At 71.0% G+C, this 17,411-nt stretch carries 18 protein-coding genes; 9 read left to right on the top strand and 9 right to left on the bottom strand.

Annotation, left to right across the window (positions count from 1 at the left end; all coding sequences use genetic code 11):
• Positions 1 to 38: 38 nt before the first annotated feature.
• Entirely contained in the window at positions 39 to 902 is an 864-nt protein-coding gene (locus ACFY3N_RS09630) for a hypothetical protein (RefSeq protein WP_390816030.1), read from the bottom strand.
• A gap of 174 nt (positions 903 to 1,076) precedes the next feature.
• Here ACFY3N_RS09630 and ACFY3N_RS09625 point away from each other — a divergent pair, with 174 nt between their 5' ends.
• Positions 1,077 to 1,730, top strand: coding sequence for a phosphatase PAP2 family protein (locus ACFY3N_RS09625; protein WP_390816029.1), 654 nt, complete (start codon positions 1,077 to 1,079; stop codon positions 1,728 to 1,730).
• A 6-nt stretch (positions 1,731 to 1,736) separates the two neighbouring features.
• Here ACFY3N_RS09625 and ACFY3N_RS09620 read toward each other — a convergent pair whose 3' ends face one another.
• Both ACFY3N_RS09620 and ACFY3N_RS09615 read right to left on the bottom strand, forming a co-directional pair.
• The gene (locus ACFY3N_RS09620; RefSeq protein WP_390816028.1) at positions 1,737 to 2,219 is read right to left on the bottom strand and encodes a response regulator; all 483 of its coding nucleotides are present in this window, start codon (positions 2,217 to 2,219) and stop codon (positions 1,737 to 1,739) included.
• 14 nt (positions 2,220 to 2,233) lie between these two features.
• The gene (locus ACFY3N_RS09615) at positions 2,234 to 2,815 is read right to left on the bottom strand and encodes a hypothetical protein (protein ID WP_390816027.1); all 582 of its coding nucleotides are present in this window, start codon (positions 2,813 to 2,815) and stop codon (positions 2,234 to 2,236) included.
• Positions 2,816 to 2,946: 131 nt separating this feature from the next.
• Here ACFY3N_RS09615 and ACFY3N_RS09610 point away from each other — a divergent pair, with 131 nt between their 5' ends.
• The 5 genes from ACFY3N_RS09610 (at position 2,947) to cseC (ending at position 7,618) form a co-directional block, all read left to right on the top strand.
• The gene (locus tag ACFY3N_RS09610; RefSeq protein ID WP_390816026.1) at positions 2,947 to 3,882 is read left to right on the top strand and encodes an A/G-specific adenine glycosylase; all 936 of its coding nucleotides are present in this window, start codon (positions 2,947 to 2,949) and stop codon (positions 3,880 to 3,882) included.
• A 308-nt stretch (positions 3,883 to 4,190) separates the two neighbouring features.
• Positions 4,191 to 4,742, top strand: a complete 552-nt coding sequence (locus tag ACFY3N_RS09605; protein ID WP_390816025.1) for a SigE family RNA polymerase sigma factor — start codon at positions 4,191 to 4,193, stop codon at positions 4,740 to 4,742.
• Complete coding sequence (locus ACFY3N_RS09600) at positions 4,730 to 5,386, top strand: hypothetical protein (protein ID WP_390816024.1); 657 nt, start codon at positions 4,730 to 4,732, stop codon at positions 5,384 to 5,386. The genes ACFY3N_RS09605 and ACFY3N_RS09600 overlap by 13 nt, the downstream gene beginning before the upstream one ends.
• Before the next feature lie 142 nt (positions 5,387 to 5,528).
• Positions 5,529 to 6,227 carry a two-component system response regulator CseB gene (cseB, locus tag ACFY3N_RS09595; RefSeq protein ID WP_390816023.1) on the top strand — a complete coding sequence of 233 codons (699 nt, stop codon included), beginning with the start codon at positions 5,529 to 5,531 and terminating at the stop codon, positions 6,225 to 6,227.
• An 8-nt stretch (positions 6,228 to 6,235) separates the two neighbouring features.
• Complete coding sequence (gene cseC, locus ACFY3N_RS09590; protein WP_390816022.1) at positions 6,236 to 7,618, top strand: two-component system sensor histidine kinase CseC; 1,383 nt, start codon at positions 6,236 to 6,238, stop codon at positions 7,616 to 7,618.
• A 371-nt stretch (positions 7,619 to 7,989) separates the two neighbouring features.
• Here cseC and ACFY3N_RS09585 read toward each other — a convergent pair whose 3' ends face one another.
• Positions 7,990 to 9,576 carry an MDR family MFS transporter gene (locus tag ACFY3N_RS09585; RefSeq protein ID WP_390816021.1) on the bottom strand — a complete coding sequence of 529 codons (1,587 nt, stop codon included), beginning with the start codon at positions 9,574 to 9,576 and terminating at the stop codon, positions 7,990 to 7,992.
• 137 nt (positions 9,577 to 9,713) lie between these two features.
• Between ACFY3N_RS09585 and ACFY3N_RS09580 the strand changes: the two genes are divergently transcribed.
• Positions 9,714 to 10,301: a TetR/AcrR family transcriptional regulator gene (locus tag ACFY3N_RS09580; protein WP_390816020.1), complete on the top strand. Its 588-nt coding sequence runs from the start codon at positions 9,714 to 9,716 to the stop codon at positions 10,299 to 10,301.
• A gap of 9 nt (positions 10,302 to 10,310) precedes the next feature.
• On the opposite strand, the gene ACFY3N_RS09575 is transcribed toward ACFY3N_RS09580, so the two are convergent.
• Positions 10,311 to 11,009: a M23 family metallopeptidase gene (locus ACFY3N_RS09575; RefSeq protein WP_390816019.1), complete on the bottom strand. Its 699-nt coding sequence runs from the start codon at positions 11,007 to 11,009 to the stop codon at positions 10,311 to 10,313.
• 441 nt (positions 11,010 to 11,450) lie between these two features.
• Between ACFY3N_RS09575 and ACFY3N_RS09570 the strand changes: the two genes are divergently transcribed.
• A complete protein-coding gene (locus ACFY3N_RS09570) occupies positions 11,451 to 12,089 on the top strand; it encodes an HAD family acid phosphatase (RefSeq protein ID WP_390816018.1) in 639 nt (212 codons plus the stop codon).
• A gap of 99 nt (positions 12,090 to 12,188) precedes the next feature.
• Here ACFY3N_RS09570 and ACFY3N_RS09565 read toward each other — a convergent pair whose 3' ends face one another.
• On the bottom strand, positions 12,189 to 14,714 hold the full coding sequence (locus ACFY3N_RS09565; RefSeq protein ID WP_390816017.1) for an ATP-dependent Clp protease ATP-binding subunit: 2,526 nt from the start codon (positions 14,712 to 14,714) through the stop codon (positions 12,189 to 12,191).
• A gap of 431 nt (positions 14,715 to 15,145) precedes the next feature.
• On the opposite strand from ACFY3N_RS09565, the gene ACFY3N_RS09560 reads away from it, so the two are divergent.
• Positions 15,146 to 15,829 (top strand): SCO3374 family protein, encoded by a 684-nt coding sequence (locus ACFY3N_RS09560; protein WP_390816016.1) that lies wholly within the window; start codon positions 15,146 to 15,148, stop codon positions 15,827 to 15,829.
• Here the strand turns inward: ACFY3N_RS09560 and ACFY3N_RS09555 are convergent.
• From ACFY3N_RS09555 to ACFY3N_RS09545, 3 genes are all read right to left on the bottom strand, one after another.
• A complete protein-coding gene (locus ACFY3N_RS09555; protein ID WP_390816015.1) occupies positions 15,808 to 16,143 on the bottom strand; it encodes an Lsr2 family protein in 336 nt (111 codons plus the stop codon). The two genes, ACFY3N_RS09560 and ACFY3N_RS09555, sit on opposite strands and share 22 nt — an antisense overlap.
• A 199-nt stretch (positions 16,144 to 16,342) precedes the next feature.
• Positions 16,343 to 16,876: an amino-acid N-acetyltransferase gene (locus ACFY3N_RS09550; RefSeq protein WP_390816014.1), complete on the bottom strand. Its 534-nt coding sequence runs from the start codon at positions 16,874 to 16,876 to the stop codon at positions 16,343 to 16,345.
• A 9-nt stretch (positions 16,877 to 16,885) separates the two neighbouring features.
• Positions 16,886 to 17,299 (bottom strand): BlaI/MecI/CopY family transcriptional regulator, encoded by a 414-nt coding sequence (locus tag ACFY3N_RS09545; RefSeq protein WP_073936751.1) that lies wholly within the window; start codon positions 17,297 to 17,299, stop codon positions 16,886 to 16,888.
• Positions 17,300 to 17,411: the final 112 nt, after the last annotated feature.

Below are 17,411 nucleotides of genomic sequence, written 5' to 3'. Positions count from 1 at the left end.
TGAGGCACTGGGGGAGGCACGACCGCCCGCAACGGCGGCTAGTCCGCCTTCAGCACGAACGACGTGCGCACCTTCTCGAACCCGGGCGCCTTCGCCTCCACCAGGTAGGTCCCCGCACCGGCCGCTCCGGCCTTCGGCGTCGCGCACTCCGGTGCGCTCGCCTTGCGGTCCCACTCCACGGTGTAGGTGATGCTGTCCTCCGCCGGCACCCGGAACACCAGGCTCCGCGCCCCCTTCGGACAGTCGTCCGACGCCCAGTACGCGTCGTCGCCGCTCGCCGGGGTGATCGTCAACACCGCGTTGTCCGGCCCGAGATCGACTTTGCAGTCGCCACCGGAGATGTTCCGCGCGGTGAGCAGGAACGTGGGCGTCTGCCCCGGCTCATAGGAGTTGCGGGAACTGCGCAGACTCAACTTCACCGCGTTCGCCGTGCAGTTGGGCAGCGAGGACCCCGATCCGGCCGGCAGCGCGTCGCCCGCGCCGACCCCCGCCGACGTACCGCCCTCGGAACCGCCGCCCGCGTCGCCCCCGGCGCCGCCCGATCCGCCGGCGCCACCGGAGTCCGCGGGATCGCCGTCGGCCCCGTCGTCACCGGACCCGGACGACGAGCCACCGGACCCGCCGGACCCACCGGAGCCGTCGGAACCGCCGTCCCCCGACTCGTCGCGCCCGCCCGGCGCCTGACTGATCGCCGGCCCCGAACTCGACGGTCCCGGAGTGATGGACGGCGCGGGATTCTTGCCGTTGGCCCCGTTGTCACGGTCGCCGTCGCCCCCACCGCCGGAGACCACCACCCAGGTGATCAACAACGCCAACAAGGCCAGCACGGACAGCAGTACGGCCCTCCGACGCCAGTAGATGGTGGAGGGAAGCGGCCCGACCGGATTGCGCAGAGATCCCACGGCGCAAACTGTACGAGAGATCGGCGCGTTCGCTTGTCCCACCCGCCGCTCCGCACCCAACTTTTCCGGATCATCATTCCGGTAAGGGCCCCGTTCTCCCTGTCTTTCGTCGGGTACGGCACGCGACGATCGCGGGGTGTGACCGCACCGGCGTCTTGCCTACCGTGCGTGACCATGGACTTCGTGGACAGCGGGCTCTACCGCGACATCACCGACTACGCGCACGGCGCCCCCGCGTGGGCGCAACACACGGCCGAGATCGGGACGGAGGCGGGACTGCTGGTGTTCGTCGCGCTGTTCGTGGCCGGCTGGTGGCGGGCCCGGCGCTCCGGCACCCGTGCGTTCGCTGTCGCGGTCCTTGCACCTCTGGCCACGGCTGTGGCGTACGTGTGCAGCGAGGTGCTCAAGTCCGGGGTGACGGAGGAGCGTCCGTGCCGCGCGGTCACCGGTGCCGCGCCGTCGCTGGCTCAGTGCCCGCCGTACGGCGACTGGTCGTTCCCGAGCAACCACGCCACGATCGCGGGCGCCTCGGCCCTCGCGCTGGTCCTGGTCCGGCGCGCCCTCGTCCTGCTGACGGCCCCGCTGGCCCTGCTCATGGCGTTCTCCCGGGTGTTCGTCGGTGTGCACTACCCGCACGACGTGGCCGCGGGCCTGCTGCCCGGCGTGGTCGTCGCCCTCACCGTCGTCCGCCCGGCCACGCGCCCGGCGGTCCGGCTCGCGGAGGCGATGCGCGCCTCGTCGGCGCCCGCCGTGCGGTGGTTCACCGGGCCGGGACCGGAATCCGCCGCCCGCGCGGTGCCGCCGTACGCCACGCACCGGCGCCGCTGAGCGGATTCAGTCCGCCACCAGGCCCGCCTCGTGGGCGACGATCGCCGCCTGCACGCGATTGCGCACGCCGAGCCGGTCGAGGACCGCGCTGACGTACCGGGCCGCCTTGGGCGACAGGAAGGCCGCGCCGTCCGCCACCGCCCTTACGCCCGGGATGAGTTCGTACGGGTCCCCGGACTTCAGCAGGAAGCCGGTGGCGCCGCCGCCGAGGGCGCGGGCGACGTAGGCGCGTTCGGAGAAAGTGGTGAGCATGACGACCGCCGTGCCGGGGACGGTGCGGACGATCTCCTCGGCCGCCGCGAGCCCGTCCAGGCGGGGCATGCGGATGTCGAGCAGCGCCACGTCGGGGCGGTGCGCGCGGGCCAGTTCCACGGCCTCGCGGCCGTCGCCCGCCTCGGCGGCCACCTCCGTCTCGCCGCTGCTCCCCAGGATGGCGCGCACCCCGGCGCGCACCATCGCCTCGTCGTCGGCCAGCAGGACCCGTATCACGGTGCGAACTCCTCTTATTCCTCCCGCGCTTCGCCGGACGTGCCGACGCGCGGGATCACGTTCTTGGCGGCCAGGCGGCCCCGGTCGTCGAAGCAGAGCCGGAAGTGGTCGACGGAGACGAAGAGCTCGCCGCTCGCGCGGTAGTAGCGGCAGTCGGTGCCCTCGGGCGGTGCGGGCGCACGCTCCGCCGGCGGATCCTGGGCGTGCCGGTCCGGCAGCACCCGCTCCACTTCCGCGACCGGCGTGCCCGGGCGCAGTCCGGCGCAGGCGACGGCGGCGAAGCACAGCGCCGCGGGGGCCGTACGGGGCGCCCGCAGTCCGAGCAGCAGTGCGAACACGCCGAGGGCGGGGCCGTAGGAGACGCCGAACAGCGCGGGCGCGGAGGCGAGGCTCAGCGCGGCCGTCAGCCCGAAGGCGGTCGTCGGCCGGTGCCGGGCCACGGCGGTGGCGGCGGCGAGCACGACGAGCCCGGCGCACCGCTGCCAGAGCGGGCGCGGCTCGTTCAGCCCGAGCCGGTCGGCGCAGACCGCCGGCAGCGCGAGGGCCGCCCAGAGCAGGCAGCCCTTGCCGAGCGCGGCGGGGCGGACACGTGTCATGCCGCCGACGCCACAAGCGGAGGCGGGTGCGCCACCGCTGCCGATCGTCAGGTACGGCGTCACCCCGCGGGAGGCCCCCGCCGTGGCGCTCCCACCGCGGGTGGGGCCCGGCGTGGGAGGATCGAGGGGCCATGACTGCTCCCACCAAACCCCCGTACGGCCACGCCGCCGATTCCGCGTCCGAGCGTGCTCCCGGTGAGCCGCTGCACTCCCCCGTCATCGACTGGTTCGACGAGCACGCCCGGGACCTGCCGTGGCGACGTCCGGAGGCCGGTGCGTGGGGGGTGATGGTCAGCGAGTTCATGTTGCAGCAGACACCGGTGAACCGGGTGCTGCCCGTCTACGAGCAGTGGCTGGCCCGTTGGCCGCGCCCCGCCGACCTCGCCGCGGAGGCGCCCGGCGAGGCGGTCCGCGCCTGGGGCCGGCTCGGTTACCCGCGCCGCGCGCTCCGGCTGCACGGCGCCGCCGTCGCCATAACGGAACGGCACGGCGGCGACGTACCGGCCGACCACGCCCAACTGCTGGCGCTCCCCGGCATCGGGGAGTACACGGCCGCGGCGGTGGCGTCGTTCGCGTACGGACAGCGGCACGCGGTGCTGGACACCAACGTGCGCCGGGTGTTCGCCCGCGCGGTCACCGGCACGCAGTACCCGCCGAACGCCACCACCGCCGCCGAGCGCCGGCTGGCCCGGACCCTGCTGCCGGAGGACGCCGCGACCGCCGCGCGATGGGCCGCCGCCTCCATGGAGCTCGGTGCGCTGGTGTGCACGGCGAAGAACGAGTCGTGCCAGCGCTGCCCGATCGCCGCGCAGTGCGCCTGGCGGCTGGCGGGCAAGCCGGCCCACGACGGCCCGCCGCGCCGGGGCCAGACGTACGCGGGCACGGACCGCCAGGTCCGCGGGCGGCTGCTGGCCGTGCTGCGGGAGGCACACGGTCCGGTGCCGCAGGCCGCGCTGGACCGGGTGTGGCACGAGCCGGTGCAGCGTGCCCGCGCGCTGGACGGTCTGGTCGCCGACGGTCTGGTGGAGCCGCTTCCGGGCGGTCTGTACCGGCTGCCGATGACCTGACGCCGGACACAGCGGCCCCACACGCGCACCTGACGCCGGACACAGCCGGTCCACAAGCGCCCCACCGGCATGTCCGGTCATACCACCCCACAACACCCCCGACCGGTCGCCCGCTTCACCCCGTTCCTCCTTCCGTTACACAACCGACGGACAGCCGAGGGCTTCCCGCAGGCTGCTTCGGACAGCGCCGTGACAACGCCTCCGTACCTTCGGTCAGGTGCTCGACGAGGGCACGGCGACGACGGATCACAGGCAGGACAACCGGCCCGCACGGGCGGTCCGGCACGGGGAGCGGGAGGCGGTTCACCATGGCGCAGGAGACGGCGCGGGGCGAGGTGCTCGCATTCGAGGAGTACGTCCGCACCCGGCAGGACGCACTGCTGCGCAGCGCCCGCCGCCTGGTCCCGGACCCCGTCGACGCGCAGGACCTGCTGCAGACCGCGCTGGCCCGGACGTACGGCCGCTGGGAGACCATCGAGGACAAGCGGCTGGCCGACGCCTATCTGCGCCGGGTCATGATCAACACGCGGACGGAGTGGTGGCGGGCCCGCAAGCTGGAGGAGGTGCCCACCGAGCAGCTCCCGGACGCCTGTGTGGACGACTCCACCGAGCAGCACGCCGACCGCGCCCTGCTGATGGACGTCCTGAAGGTCCTCGCCCCGAAGCAGCGCAGTGTCGTGGTGCTGCGACACTGGGAGCAGATGTCCACGGACGAGACGGCCGCCGCCCTCGGCATGTCGGCCGGAACGGTCAAGAGCACGCTGCACCGCGCGCTCGCCCGGCTCCGCGAGGAGCTCCAGGCGCGCGATCTGGACGCACGCGCGCTGGAGCGTGAGGAGCGGGAGCGTTGCGCGGCCTGACCGGCGCGGGGCCCACACGGGCCCGGACCACCGTCCGGGCGGCGAGCACGGCGACGGCCGTGCTCGCCGTCGTCGTCCTGTTCGCGGCCGGCTGCGGCACGGGCGGCACCGGCGCGCGGGACGAGGGCCCGGCGCACGCGGACTCCGTGGCGAGCGCCCCCGCCGCCGCGGCGTCGGCGCAGCCCTCGCGGACCCCCGACCGGGTGGACGCGGTCCGGCTGGTCAAGGCCGACCCGGCGGTCTCGGCGGAGGTCAAGCGGGAGCTGCAGCCGTGCGTCGCCGACGAGTACCCCGTCGACGTGAGCTACGGCAACCTCACCCGTGGGGCCGTCGACGACATCGTCGTCAACGTGCTGACCTGCGGGGACGCGGTGGGCGTCGGCTCGTACGTGTACCGCGAGCAGGGCGGCGCGTACGTGAACGTGTTCTCGGCCGAGGAGCCTCCGGTGTACGCGGAGATCGACCGCGGGGACCTGGTGGTGACCAAGCAGGTGTACGACCGGGGCGACCCGGTGTCGAGCCCGTCCGGGGAGAACGTGATCACGTACCGCTGGAGTGCGGGCCGGTTCGCCGAGGAGTACCGCACGCACAACGACTACGGGCAGGTGGCCGGTTCGGAGCCGGTGCCGATGCCCGACAGCTGAGACACGGCTCACGCCGTGAACCGGCGGGGCCGCCCGGACCGATGAACGGGTGAACCCGCGGCGCGGCTCCCGCGTCCGTGGGGTGGACGAGAGAAGCACGTGCGCACCGACCCGAGATCACACGAGGACTGAGAGCAGCGGGATGGCAGACCAGACCCATGTCCTGTTCGTCGAGGACGACGACGTCATCCGCGAGGCCACCCAGCTCACCCTGGAGCGGGACGGCTTCGCGGTCACCGCGATGCCCGACGGGCTGTCGGGCCTGGAGGCGTTCCGCACGGACCGCCCCGACATCGCGCTGCTCGACGTGATGGTCCCCGGGCTCGACGGGGTCAGCCTGTGCCGGCGCATCCGGGACGAGTCCACGGTGCCGGTGATCATGCTGTCGGCGCGGGCCGACTCCATCGACGTGGTGCTGGGCCTGGAGGCGGGCGCCGACGACTACGTGACCAAGCCGTTCGACAGTGCCGTGCTGGTGGCCCGGATCCGCGCGGTGCTGCGCCGCTTCGGACGTGCGAACGGCGGCCGGGAGGAGGCGGCGGGAGCGGACGACGGGGGCCTGCTGGCATTCGGCGAGCTGGAGGTCGACACCGGGGGCATGGAGGTGCGCCGGGCGGGGAAGCCGGTGGCGCTGACGCCGACCGAGATGCGGCTGCTGCTGGAGTTCTCCGCGACGCCGGGCACCGTGCTCTCCCGCGACAAGCTGCTCGAACGGGTGTGGGAGTACGGCTGGGGCGGCGACACCCGGGTCGTCGACGTCCATGTGCAGCGACTGCGTACGAAGATCGGCCAGGACCGCATCGAGACGGTCCGCGGCTTCGGCTACAAGCTGAAGGCCTGAGCGAGCGGATGCGGGGGTACTTCCGGCGCCTGGTGGCGGCGTGCGTCGGCCGGGTGGGCATAGGTACGGGTCTGCGGTGGAAGCTCAGCGCCGCCATCGCGCTGGTCGGGGCGCTGGTGGCGGTCGCGCTGAGCCTGGTCGTGCACAACGCGGCCCGGGTGTCGATGCTGGACAACGCGCGCGACCTGGCGGACGAGCGCATCATGATCGCCCAGCGCAACTACGAGCTGTCGGGGCGGCTGAACTTCCCCAACACCAAGATCGACGACCCGGAACTGCCGGAGGAGCTGCGGGAGAAGGCCGAGGGGGGCCGGCGGGCGACCTACGTGGCCGACCGGTCGGGCGGGGCGCCGGACATCTGGGCGGCGGTGCCGCTGAAGAACGGTCATGTGATGTCCCTGCACTCCGGTTTCACGGACCGCAGCTCGGACATCCTCAAGGACCTCGACCAGGCCCTGGTGATCGGCTCCATCGCGGTCGTGCTGGGCGGCAGCGCGCTCGGGGTGCTCATCGGCGGGCACCTGTCGCGGCGGCTGCGGAAGGCGGCCACGGCCGCCAACCGGGTCGCCAAGGGCGAGACGGACGTCCGGGTGCGCGAGGCCATCGGCGGGGTGGTGCGCGACGAGACCGACGACCTGGCCAGCGCGGTGGACGCCATGGCGGACGCGCTGCGGCAGCGGCTGGAGGCCGAGCGCCGGGTCACCGCCGACATCGCGCACGAGCTGCGCACCCCCGTGACCGGTCTGCTCACCGCCGCCGAGCTGCTGCCGCCGGGCCGGCCGACCGAGCTGGTGCTGGACCGGGCCAAGGCGATGCGCACCCTCGTCGAGGACGTCCTGGAGGTGGCCCGGCTGGACAGCGCCTCCGAGCGGGCCGAACTGCAGGACATCCTGCTCGGCGGGTTCGTCGTCCGGCGGGTCATGGCGAAGGACCCGGACGTCACGGTGCGGGTGGTGCACGAGTCGGAGGTGACCACCGACCCGCGGCGCCTGGAGCGCGTGCTGTTCAACCTGCTCGCCAACGCCGCCCGGCACGGCAGGCCGCCCATCGAGGTCACCGTCGAGGGCCGGGTCGTCCGGGTCCGCGACCACGGGCCGGGCTTCCCCGAGGACCTGCTCGCCGAGGGGCCGAGCCGCTTCCGCACCGGCAGCGCGGACCGGGCCGGCCGCGGGCACGGGCTGGGCCTGACCATCGCGGCGGGGCAGGCCCGGGTACTGGGCGCGCGGCTGACCTTCCGCAACGTACGGCCGGCGGGGGCACCGGACGGCGTACCGGCCGAGGGCGCGGTCGCCGTGCTGTGGCTGCCGGAGCACGCGCCGACGAACACCGGGAGCTATCCGGTCCTGGCACAGTCGGCGGACGGGCCCGGGGGCCGGGGGCCGGTGCAGTGAGCGGACGGGTGCGGGGACGGGGCTCGGTGCAGTGAGCGGACGGACCCGCGGACGGGGCTCGGTGCAGTGAGCGGACGGACCCGCGGACGGGGCTCGGTGCAGTGAGCGGACAAGCCCGCCGCCCCGGAGCCCGACGCAGTGAGGGACAGGCCCGCCGACCGGAACCCGGCACAGTGAGCGAACAGGCCCGCCGACGGGGCTTCGCGCAGTCAGCGGACAAGCCCGCCGACCCGGAACCCGGCACAGTAATGCGGACGGGCCCGGCACGGTCAGCGGAGGCGTCCGCGGACCGGGGCCCGGTGGTGTGGAAAAGGCCTCCTGGAAAGCGCGGGAACGCTTTCCAGGAGGCCCTGGTGCCGCTCGCGGGACCGTCAGACGGGCTCGGTGACCGCCGCCGGTGCCGGGGCGCCGGCGTCGGCGTTCTCCTTCCGGGGGCCCGCGCCCTTCAGCGGGACCTCCTTCACGAACACCGCCGCCGCCAGCGAGAGCACCGCGATCACCGCGCCCAGGAGGAACGCCGAGTGGGTGCCCGAGGACACCGCGTGCTGGTAGGCCTCGCGGGCCGTCTCCGGCAGCTTCGCCAGGCTCGCGGCGTCCAGTTGGGCGGACTGCTCGGTCACCTTGGAGCCCAGCGAGCCGGCCTTCTCGGCCATGACGTCCTGGACCCGGCTGTTGAACAGCGCGCCCATGATCGCGACGCCGAAGGACGAGCCGAGGGTGCGGAACAGGGTGGTGGACGAGGACGCCACGCCCATGTCCTTCATCTCCACGCTGTTCTGCGCGACCAGCATGGTGATCTGCATCAGGCAGCCCATGCCGAGACCGACCACGGCCATGAAGACACCGGAGGTGAGGCGGGAGGTCCCGGTGTCCATCGTGGACAGCAGGTACAGGCCGACGATCATCAGCGCGCTGCCGAGCACCGGGAAGACCTTGTACCGGCCGGTGCTGGTGGTCACCCGGCCCGCGACCATCGAGGTGACCAGCATCGCGCCGAGCATCGGCAGGAGCAGCAGACCGGAGTTGGTGGCGGAGGCGCCCTGCACGGACTGCTGGTAGAGCGGCAGGAAGAGCGTCGCGCCGAACATCACGAAGCCGGTGATGAAGCCGATGACGGACATCAGCGTGAAGTTGCGGCTGCGGAAGATGTGCAGCGGCACCACCGGCTCGGCGGCCCGGGTCTGCCAGAACACGAAGCCCACGAGGGACGCGACACCGAGGCCGATCAGCTCCATGATCCGCGCGGAGGTCCAGGCGTACTCCGTGCCGCCCCAGGTGGTGACGAGCACGACGGCGGTGATGCCGACGGTCAGCAGCGCGACACCGAGGTAGTCGATGCCGGCCTGGGCCCGCTTCTTCGGCAGGTGCAGCACGGCGCCCACGGCGGCCAGCGCGATCACGCCGAGCGGCAGGTTGATGTAGAAGGCCCAGCGCCAGCCCCAGTTGTCGGTGATGGTGCCGCCGACCAGGGGTCCGCCGATCATCGCCAGCGCCATCACGGCCGCCATCATGCCCTGGTACCTGCCGCGCTCCCGGGGCGGGATCAGGTCGCCGATGATCGCCATGACGCCGACCATCAGACCGCCGGCGCCCAGGCCCTGCACCGCGCGGAAGGCGATCAGCTGACCCATGTCCTGGGCCATGCCGCTGAGCGCGGAGCCGATCAGGAAGATCACGATGGACGTCATGAACGTGGCCTTGCGCCCGTACATGTCGCCGAGCTTGCCCCAGACCGGGGTGGAGGCCGCGGTGGCCAGGGTGTAGGCGGTGACCACCCAGGACAGGTGCTCCAGTCCGCCCAGCTCGCCCACGATCGTCGGCATCGCCGTACCGATGATCATGTTGTCGAGCATCGCGAGCATCATCGCGATCATGAGTGCGAGCAGGACGACCCGCACGCTCTTCGGCTGTTTGCCGGTGTCCGTCTCCACGGCCCCCGCCGCTGGTGTGTCCGCCATGATTCCTTCTCCCCCGGCCACGGTCGCGTGGCCACTCCTACTTACTTGCCGCCCGGCTAGTTCACTACACTGGGAAGCTAGTCGCGTAACTAGCCGGTCGTCAAGTAAGTTTTCGTCAAGAGGGGTCGAGTAGGAGGATGGGCGGCACCATGGACGGCACCAGACAGCGGCGCCGCGGGAACACCCGCCAGCGCATCCAGGACGTGGCCCTCGAACTCTTCGCCGAGCAGGGCTACGAGAAGACGTCGCTGCGCGAGATCGCCGAGCGCCTGGACGTCACCAAGGCGGCGCTGTACTACCACTTCAAGACGAAGGAAGAGATCCTCGTCGGCATCTTCGAGGACCTCTCGCGGCCGATCGAGGACCTGATCGAGTGGGGGCGGCAGCAGCCGCACTCGCTGGAGACCAAGCAGGAGATCATCCGCCGGTACAGCGAGGCGCTGATGGGAGCGGCCCCGCTCTTCCGCTTCATGCAGGAGAACCAGGCGACGATCCGCGAACTGCGCATCGGCGAGATGTTCAAGACCCGCATGCTCGGACTGCGGGACATCCTCATCGACCCGGACGCCGACCTGGTCGACCAGGTGCGCTGCGTCAGCGCCCTGTTCACCATGCACGCGGGGATGCACGTCCTCCAGGACGTCGAAAGCGACCCCGAGGAGAGACGCAAGGCCGTCCTCGAGGTCGCCATCGATCTGATCACCCAGGCCCACCGGGGCGCCTAGGGCCCGGGGTCAGACCGTCACGCCCTGGGCGCGCAGGAACTTCACCGGGTCCACGGCGGAGCCGTAGTTCGGGGTGGTGCGGATCTCGAAGTGCAGGTGCGGGCCGCTGGAGTTGCCGGTGTTGCCGGACAGGGCGATCCTCTGGCCGGTCTTGACGATCTGGCCGGGCTTCACGTGGACCTGCGACAGGTGGGCGTACTGGGAGTAGGTCCCGTTGCCGTGCCTGATCACGATCGCATTGCCGTACGCGGGGCCGTCGCCGGCGCCGTTGCCGCCGGCCTTGACGACGGTGCCGCCGTGCGCGGCCATCACCGGGGTGCCGGTGGGGACGGCGTAGTCCTGGCCGCTGTGCTTGGAGGCCCACATGCCGCCGTTCTGGGCGAAGCTCGCGGACAGCCTGTAGCTCTTCACCGGGTCGATCCAGGACGCCTTCTTCTTGGCGGCGGCCTGGGCGGCCTTCTTGGCCTGGGCCGCCTTCGCGGCCTTCACCTCGGCCGCCTTCGCGGCCTGGGCCTTCGCGGCCTTGGCCTGGGCGGCGGCCTGCGCCTCGACGGCACTGGCGACACCGGACGCGGCCGTGGTGTCGGCGGCGGCCGCGACCCCGGCCCCCAGCGCGACCGAGGCCCCCAGTCCGGCGGCCAGCACGGCCGCGCGGGTGCGGATCAGGGACGTGACACGGGAGGAACGGGACGTGACGCGCTGGGACATACGAACCTCATCAGGAGGGGGACAGGGGAAAACCACCCGGCGGACGGATCCGCGCCTCGGTGGCGATTCATTGGTAGCCCCTCCGGCCATAACGCCGCAAAGGTGTGATCTACGACGAAAATTCGTAGACCTGCACTGAGATGCACGTCTCTTGACAGATCTCCCCTACCGGGCGAAACCCCCCATTTAGAGCTGATCGATCAGAAAACCGGGTTAAATGTCCGTTTTGTGGGAGGGCTTACTTCACTATTCCGGTTAGTACCGGACAAAGTGCCTGTGCGGCATGTCACCGATGACGGGGTTCAGCCATTCCGCAAATGTGGCGCAGACCTCTAGGCGCCTACCGTCCGGTAACCCTACGGTTCACCTCGCGTCACCCTCGCAGACGAGCATGCACACGACATGTTGGCAGCGTTACGGACGTGAGAGGACCCCCACGACATGAGAAGCCGACGCTCCTGGCCGAGCCGCGCATCGGTCACCGCCGTCTCCGCGGCCGCCCTGGTGGCCCTGGCCGCACCGGCCGAGGCCGCGGCCCCCGCTTCACCGGCCGTTTCCCCGGTGGCGTCCGCCGCCGCGGCGGCGGACGTCGACCACGACACCTGGCAGCGGGACTGCCGGGCGGTCATGGACCGGGCCCTGCCCTACCTGAAGCAGCGGATCGGTGACAGCGGGCCGGGCGAGAAGCAGGCGATCGTCCTCGACGTCGACAACACCGCGCTGGAGACCGACTTCGGGTTCAGCTTCCCGCAGCCCGCCAACGAGCCGGTCCTGGAGGTCGCGAAGTACGCGCAGGAGCACGGTGTCGCCGTGTTCTTCGTGACCGCCCGCCCGGGCATCATCCACGCGCCCACCGACTGGAACCTCGACCAGGTCGGCTACGAGTCCTCCGGCCTGTACGTCCGCGGGTTCTTCGACCTGTTCAAGAACGTCGCCGACTACAAGACCGCCCAGCGCGTCACCATCGAGGCCAAGGGCTACACGATCATCGCCAACATCGGCAACAGCGCGACCGACCTCTCGGGCGGTCACGCCGAGAGGACGTTCAAGCTGCCGGACTACGACGGTCAGTTGTCCTGAACCGGTGTCCTGAACCGGCCGCGGCCACGGAGAAAGGGGTCTGCCCCGGGACATGTGTCCCGGGGCAGACCCCTTTTTCGTTCGGGCCGGACGCCGCGGCTACGCGTCCTTGCTCAGGTTCGGACCGGCTCCGCCGGCCGCCTGCTCGATCGGCGGGACGTCGGGCAGGGCCGACTTCTCCTCACCGCGGAAGGTGAAGGTCTGGGACTCGCCCTCGCCCTCGGTGTCCACGACCACGATGTGACCGGGACGCAGCTCGCCGAAGAGGATCTTCTCCGACAGCGTGTCCTCGATCTCCCGCTGGATGGTCCGGCGCAGCGGCCGGGCGCCCAGCACGGGGTCGTAGCCCTTCTTGGAGAGCAGCTCCTTGGCCGACTGGGAGAGCTCGATGCCCATGTCCCGGTCCTTCAGGCGCTCGTCCACCTTGCCGATCATCAGGTCGACGATCCGCAGGATGTCCTCCTGGCTGAGCTGCGGGAAGACGACCACGTCGTCGACGCGGTTGAGGAACTCGGGCCGGAAGTGCTGCTTGAGCTCGTCCTGGACCTTGTTCTTCATGCGCTCGTAGTTGGTCTTCGTGTCACCCGCGGCGGCGAAGCCCAGGTTGAAGCCCTTGGAGATGTCCCGGGTGCCGAGGTTGGTCGTCATGATGATGACCGTGTTCTTGAAGTCCACGACCCGGCCCTGGGAGTCGGTCAGGCGACCGTCCTCCAGGATCTGCAGCAGCGAGTTGAAGATGTCCGGGTGGGCCTTCTCGACCTCGTCGAAGAGGACGACCGAGAACGGCTTGCGGCGCACCTTCTCCGTCAGCTGGCCGCCCTCCTCGTAGCCCACGTAGCCGGGGGGCGAACCGAAGAGGCGCGAGACCGTGTGCTTCTCGCTGAACTCCGACATGTCGAGGGAGATCAGCGCGTCCTCGTCACCGAAGAGGAACTCCGCGAGCGCCTTGGAGAGCTCGGTCTTACCGACACCGGACGGACCGGCGAAGATGAACGAGCCACCGGGACGCTTCGGGTCCTTCAGACCGGCACGGGTACGGCGGATCGCCTTGGAGAGCGCCTTGACGGCGTCGTTCTGGCCGATGACCCGCTTGTGGAGCTCGTCCTCCATGCGCAGCAGGCGGGACGACTCCTCCTCCGTGAGCTTGAAGACCGGGATGCCCGTCGCCGTGGCGAGGACCTCGGCGATCAGCTCGCCGTCGACCTCGGCGACGACGTCCATGTCGCCGGCCTTCCACTCCTTCTCCCGCTTGGCCTTGGCGGCGAGGAGCTGCTTCTCCTTGTCGCGCAGGGAGGCGGCCTTCTCGAAGTCCTGCGAGTCGATCGCGGACTCCTTGTCGCGGCGGACGCCGGCGATCTTCTCGTCGAACTCGCGCAGGTCCGGCGGCGCGGTCATCCGGCGGATGCGCATCCTCGAGCCGGCCTCGTCGATCAGGTCGATCGCCTTGTCCGGCAGGAAGCGGTCCGAGATGTAGCGGTCGGCGAGCGTCGCCGCCTGCACCAGGGCCTCGTCGGTGATGGAGACGCGGTGGTGCGCCTCGTACCGGTCGCGCAGACCCTTGAGGATCTCGATCGTGTGCGGCAGGGACGGCTCCGCGACCTGGATGGGCTGGAAGCGGCGCTCCAGGGCCGCGTCCTTCTCCAGGTGCTTGCGGTACTCGTCCAGCGTGGTGGCGCCGATGGTCTGCAGCTCACCGCGGGCCAGCATCGGCTTGAGGATGCTCGCGGCGTCGATGGCGCCCTCGGCGGCACCCGCACCGACCAGCGTGTGCAGCTCGTCGATGAACAGGATGATGTCGCCGCGGGTGCGGATCTCCTTGAGCACCTTCTTCAGGCGCTCCTCGAAGTCACCGCGGTAGCGGGAGCCGGCGACCAGGGCACCGAGGTCCAGGGTGTAGAGGTGCTTGTCCTTGAGGGTCTCGGGCACCTCGCCCTTGACGATGGCCTGGGCGAGGCCCTCGACGACGGCGGTCTTGCCGACGCCGGGCTCACCGATCAGCACCGGGTTGTTCTTGGTACGGCGGGACAGCACCTGCATGACCCGCTCGATCTCCTTCTCGCGCCCGATGACCGGGTCGAGCTTGGACTCACGAGCGGCCTGGGTGAGGTTCCGGCCGAACTGGTCGAGGACCAGGGACGTGGAGGGGGTGCCCTCGGCAGGACCGCCGGCGGTGGCGGTCTCCTTGCCCTGGTAACCGGAGAGCAGCTGGATGACCTGCTGCCGCACCCGGTTCAGATCGGCGCCCAGCTTGACCAGGACCTGGGCGGCGACGCCCTCGCCCTCGCGGATCAGGCCGAGCAGGATGTGCTCCGTGCCGATGTAGTTGTGGCCCAGCTGAAGGGCCTCGCGGAGCGACAGCTCCAGGACCTTCTTGGCACGGGGGGTGAAGGGAATGTGACCCGACGGGGCCTGCTGGCCCTGCCCGATGATCTCCTCCACCTGCTGGCGGACCGCCTCGAGCGAAATCCCGAGGCTCTCAAGGGCCTTGGCGGCGACACCCTCACCCTCGTGGATCAGGCCCAGGAGGATGTGCTCGGTGCCGATGTAGTTGTGGTTGAGCATCCGGGCTTCTTCCTGAGCCAGGACGACAACCCGCCGCGCGCGGTCGGTGAACCTCTCGAACATCGTTAATCGCTCCTCAGAGCGGTCAGGCAGTGGGGGGAACTTCCCCTCCCTGTCCTTCCGCAGCTTAGTCCCGCAAGCGGGGACCGCTCATTCCAACTGCCGACACCGTCGATGGCCTCCTGACCCCGCTCACGCCGACATCTGCTCCAACCCGATGGTGCGAGACGATGTTCCCGCAGGCCAGACAGTTACCCCCTTCACCAGTACGCCCGTGGCGAACGGGAGGCGTCCCGCCCTGCGTGTCGCCCCCTCCCACTAGGGATGTCTTACCCGCTGCTACGGACAGTCCATGCCGAGTGCACGGGTTCCCTCCGCTACGGGCGAACAACCTTGCGCCTCCCCGCACCCCCGCACGCCCCCTTGTTCGACACCCTTCGCTCACGCACGAGCACCCAGCGTAACCCGGAGGGCGTCGGGGCGTTGCGCCGGGCATGGTCCGGACCGCCGCCCCCGCAGAGCCGTCCCCCCACCGGCCGCTCACGCCGGGCGACGAGGAGGTGCGGCTCTGGTACGAGAACGCGCTGGGATGGCCCACGGCGCCCGGGGCGCCGGTGCGGCTGGTGGTGGGGGTGCGCTTCGACGTCCTGGACGTGCCGGCGGAGGCGGGGCGCGCGGCGCTGGAGCGCCTGGGGCGCTCGGGGGGTCTCGGGCGGGGGTTCCCGGTGGCCCTGCGGGACGGCAGGATGCGGCTGCTGGTGGCCGCGGGCAGCGCGGAGGAACTGCCGGGGCTGCTGGAGTGGCTGGACTGGGGCGCGCTGGAGCTGGACCTGGTGGCGGTCGGCGCGGGAGGCCTCATGGACGCTCCCCGTCCCCCCGGCGCCGTGGCCGGCCGCCCCGCCGGCCCCACCAGCCGGCCGCTCCCCGCGGGCCGTGACGGATCGCAGGGGGCCGCCGTGTGGCTGCGGCCCCCCGAGCCGGCACGCGGGGCCGAGACCTCGCTGCCGACGCTGTCGGCGATGGGCACGAGGGGTGGTGCGAGGGGGGACCGTGACGGTCCCCCGGATCTCGTGCGGCTGGTGAACACGGTGGCCACGCACGTCCACCGGGTCCGGCTGCGGCGTGCGGGTGCGACCGCCGCCGTACGGGCCGACGGTCAGCCGTTGGCCTTCTCGTAGGCCTCGCGGATGGACGCGGGGACACGGCCGCGGTCGTTGACCTCGTAGCCGTTCTCCTTCGCCCACGCGCGGATGGCCGCGGTGTCCTGGCTGCCGCCGGAAGAAGCGCGCGTCTTTCCGCGCCCGCCCGAAGCACGGCCTCCGGTACGGCGACCGCCCTTCACGTAAGGCTCGAGAAGGCCGCGGAGCTTGTCCGCGTTGGCGGTGGTGAGATCGATCTCGTACGTCTTGCCGTCCAACGCGAACGTCACGGTCTCGTCCGCCTCGCCGCCGTTGAGGTCGTCGACAAGAAGGACCTGAACCTTCTGTGCCACCGGATTTCCTTTCATCGATAACTTGAGGGCCGGGGTGTGCCGGCGTCCGCCGTATCGCCGCCCCTTGTTATATGCAGTACTGCAGTACTGCGGAAAGCAAACCGCTTTTGCCGTAAAAACACAAACCCCTGACAGAGACCCGCCGCCCCCGCCCGGCACGGAAACGTGCGCGTTTCGGACATAGGGCACCGCGCGCAGATCACAGATGCAGAAGCATCCGGCTGTTGCCCAAGGTGTTCGGTTTCACGCGTTCGAGACCGAGGAACTCCGCGACGCCCTCGTCATAGGAGCGCAGCAACTCCGCGTACACATCGGTGTCGACGGGCGTCTCTCCGATCTCCACGAAGCCGTGCTTGCCGAAGAAGTCCACTTCGAAGGTCAGGCAGAATACGCGCCGAACACCGAGCCAGCGGGCGGTCTCCAGCAACTTCTCCAGCAACCGGTGCCCGACGCCCGCGCCCTTCAGGCCCGGCTTCACGGCGAGGGTGCGGACTTCCGCGAGGTCTTCCCACATCACGTGCAGCGCGCCACAGCCGACCACCTCCGCGTTGTCGTCCCGTTCCGCGACCCAGAACTCCTGGATGTCCTCGTAAAGCGTCACCGTTGCTTTGTCGAGCAGGATGCGCCCGCGGACGTAGGCGTCAAGGAGCCGGCGCACGGCGGGGACATCGCTGGTGCGGGCCCGTCGGACCGTGATGGCTTTTGCGGGGACTTCGGGACTGGCTGCGGACATGTGCGGACGCTATCGCCCGCTCCGGCCCTCTGCGGAGCCGGGGTTCTCGTCGGCGGGGGTTTCCGGGAGCTGGACGATGCGGACCGCGTCGGTGAGAGCCTGGCGCTGTTCCTCGCTCATCATGCCGAAGAACGCGACGAGAGCGGCGGCGGCGTTGTCGCTCTGCGACCAGGCTTCGTTCATCAGCGCGGCGGCGTAGGCGGCGCGAGTGGAGACCGCCTCATATCGATAGGCCCTGCCTTCCGCCTCTCGGCGCACCCAGCCCTTCTGATGGAGATTGTCCAAAACGGTCATCACCGTGGTGTACGCGATGGACCGTTCCTTCTGAAGATCTTCCAGGACTTCCCGAACGGTCACCGGGCGGTTCCACTTCCACACCCGCGTCATGACCGCGTCTTCGAGTTCTCCCAAGGGGCGAGGCACAACTCATAACAATAGTGGCGGATCACGGCAATGGCGTGCCGGACGGGCATGATCACCGTCAGAAGTGAACAAAAAGGGCGTACGACCTCGGGTCGTACGCCGGGGGCGACCG

The organism is Streptomyces sp. NPDC000348 (assembly GCF_042898795.1).
Classification (GTDB): domain Bacteria; phylum Actinomycetota; class Actinomycetes; order Streptomycetales; family Streptomycetaceae; genus Streptomyces.
The sequence above is the reverse complement of the archived record's forward strand: the minus strand, read 5'-3'. Positions and strand labels throughout refer to the sequence as shown.

Coding starts and splice junctions, on each gene's coding strand:
- ACFY3N_RS09565 (WP_390816017.1), bottom strand. CDS start 14,714: ATGTTCGAGAGGTTCACCGACCGCGCGCGGCGGGTTGTCGTCCTGGCT.
- ACFY3N_RS09560 (WP_390816016.1), top strand. CDS start 15,146: ATGGTCCGGACCGCCGCCCCCGCAGAGCCGTCCCCCCACCGGCCGCTC.
- ACFY3N_RS09615 (WP_390816027.1), bottom strand. CDS start 2,815: ATGACACGTGTCCGCCCCGCCGCGCTCGGCAAGGGCTGCCTGCTCTGG.
- ACFY3N_RS09610 (WP_390816026.1), top strand. CDS start 2,947: ATGACTGCTCCCACCAAACCCCCGTACGGCCACGCCGCCGATTCCGCG.
- ACFY3N_RS09550 (WP_390816014.1), bottom strand. CDS start 16,876: ATGTCCGCAGCCAGTCCCGAAGTCCCCGCAAAAGCCATCACGGTCCGA.
- ACFY3N_RS09625 (WP_390816029.1), top strand. CDS start 1,077: ATGGACTTCGTGGACAGCGGGCTCTACCGCGACATCACCGACTACGCG.
- cseC (WP_390816022.1), top strand. CDS start 6,236: ATGCGGGGGTACTTCCGGCGCCTGGTGGCGGCGTGCGTCGGCCGGGTG.
- ACFY3N_RS09570 (WP_390816018.1), top strand. CDS start 11,451: ATGAGAAGCCGACGCTCCTGGCCGAGCCGCGCATCGGTCACCGCCGTC.
- cseB (WP_390816023.1), top strand. CDS start 5,529: ATGGCAGACCAGACCCATGTCCTGTTCGTCGAGGACGACGACGTCATC.
- ACFY3N_RS09585 (WP_390816021.1), bottom strand. CDS start 9,576: ATGGCGGACACACCAGCGGCGGGGGCCGTGGAGACGGACACCGGCAAA.
- ACFY3N_RS09575 (WP_390816019.1), bottom strand. CDS start 11,009: ATGTCCCAGCGCGTCACGTCCCGTTCCTCCCGTGTCACGTCCCTGATC.
- ACFY3N_RS09605 (WP_390816025.1), top strand. CDS start 4,191: ATGGCGCAGGAGACGGCGCGGGGCGAGGTGCTCGCATTCGAGGAGTAC.
- ACFY3N_RS09580 (WP_390816020.1), top strand. CDS start 9,714: ATGGGCGGCACCATGGACGGCACCAGACAGCGGCGCCGCGGGAACACC.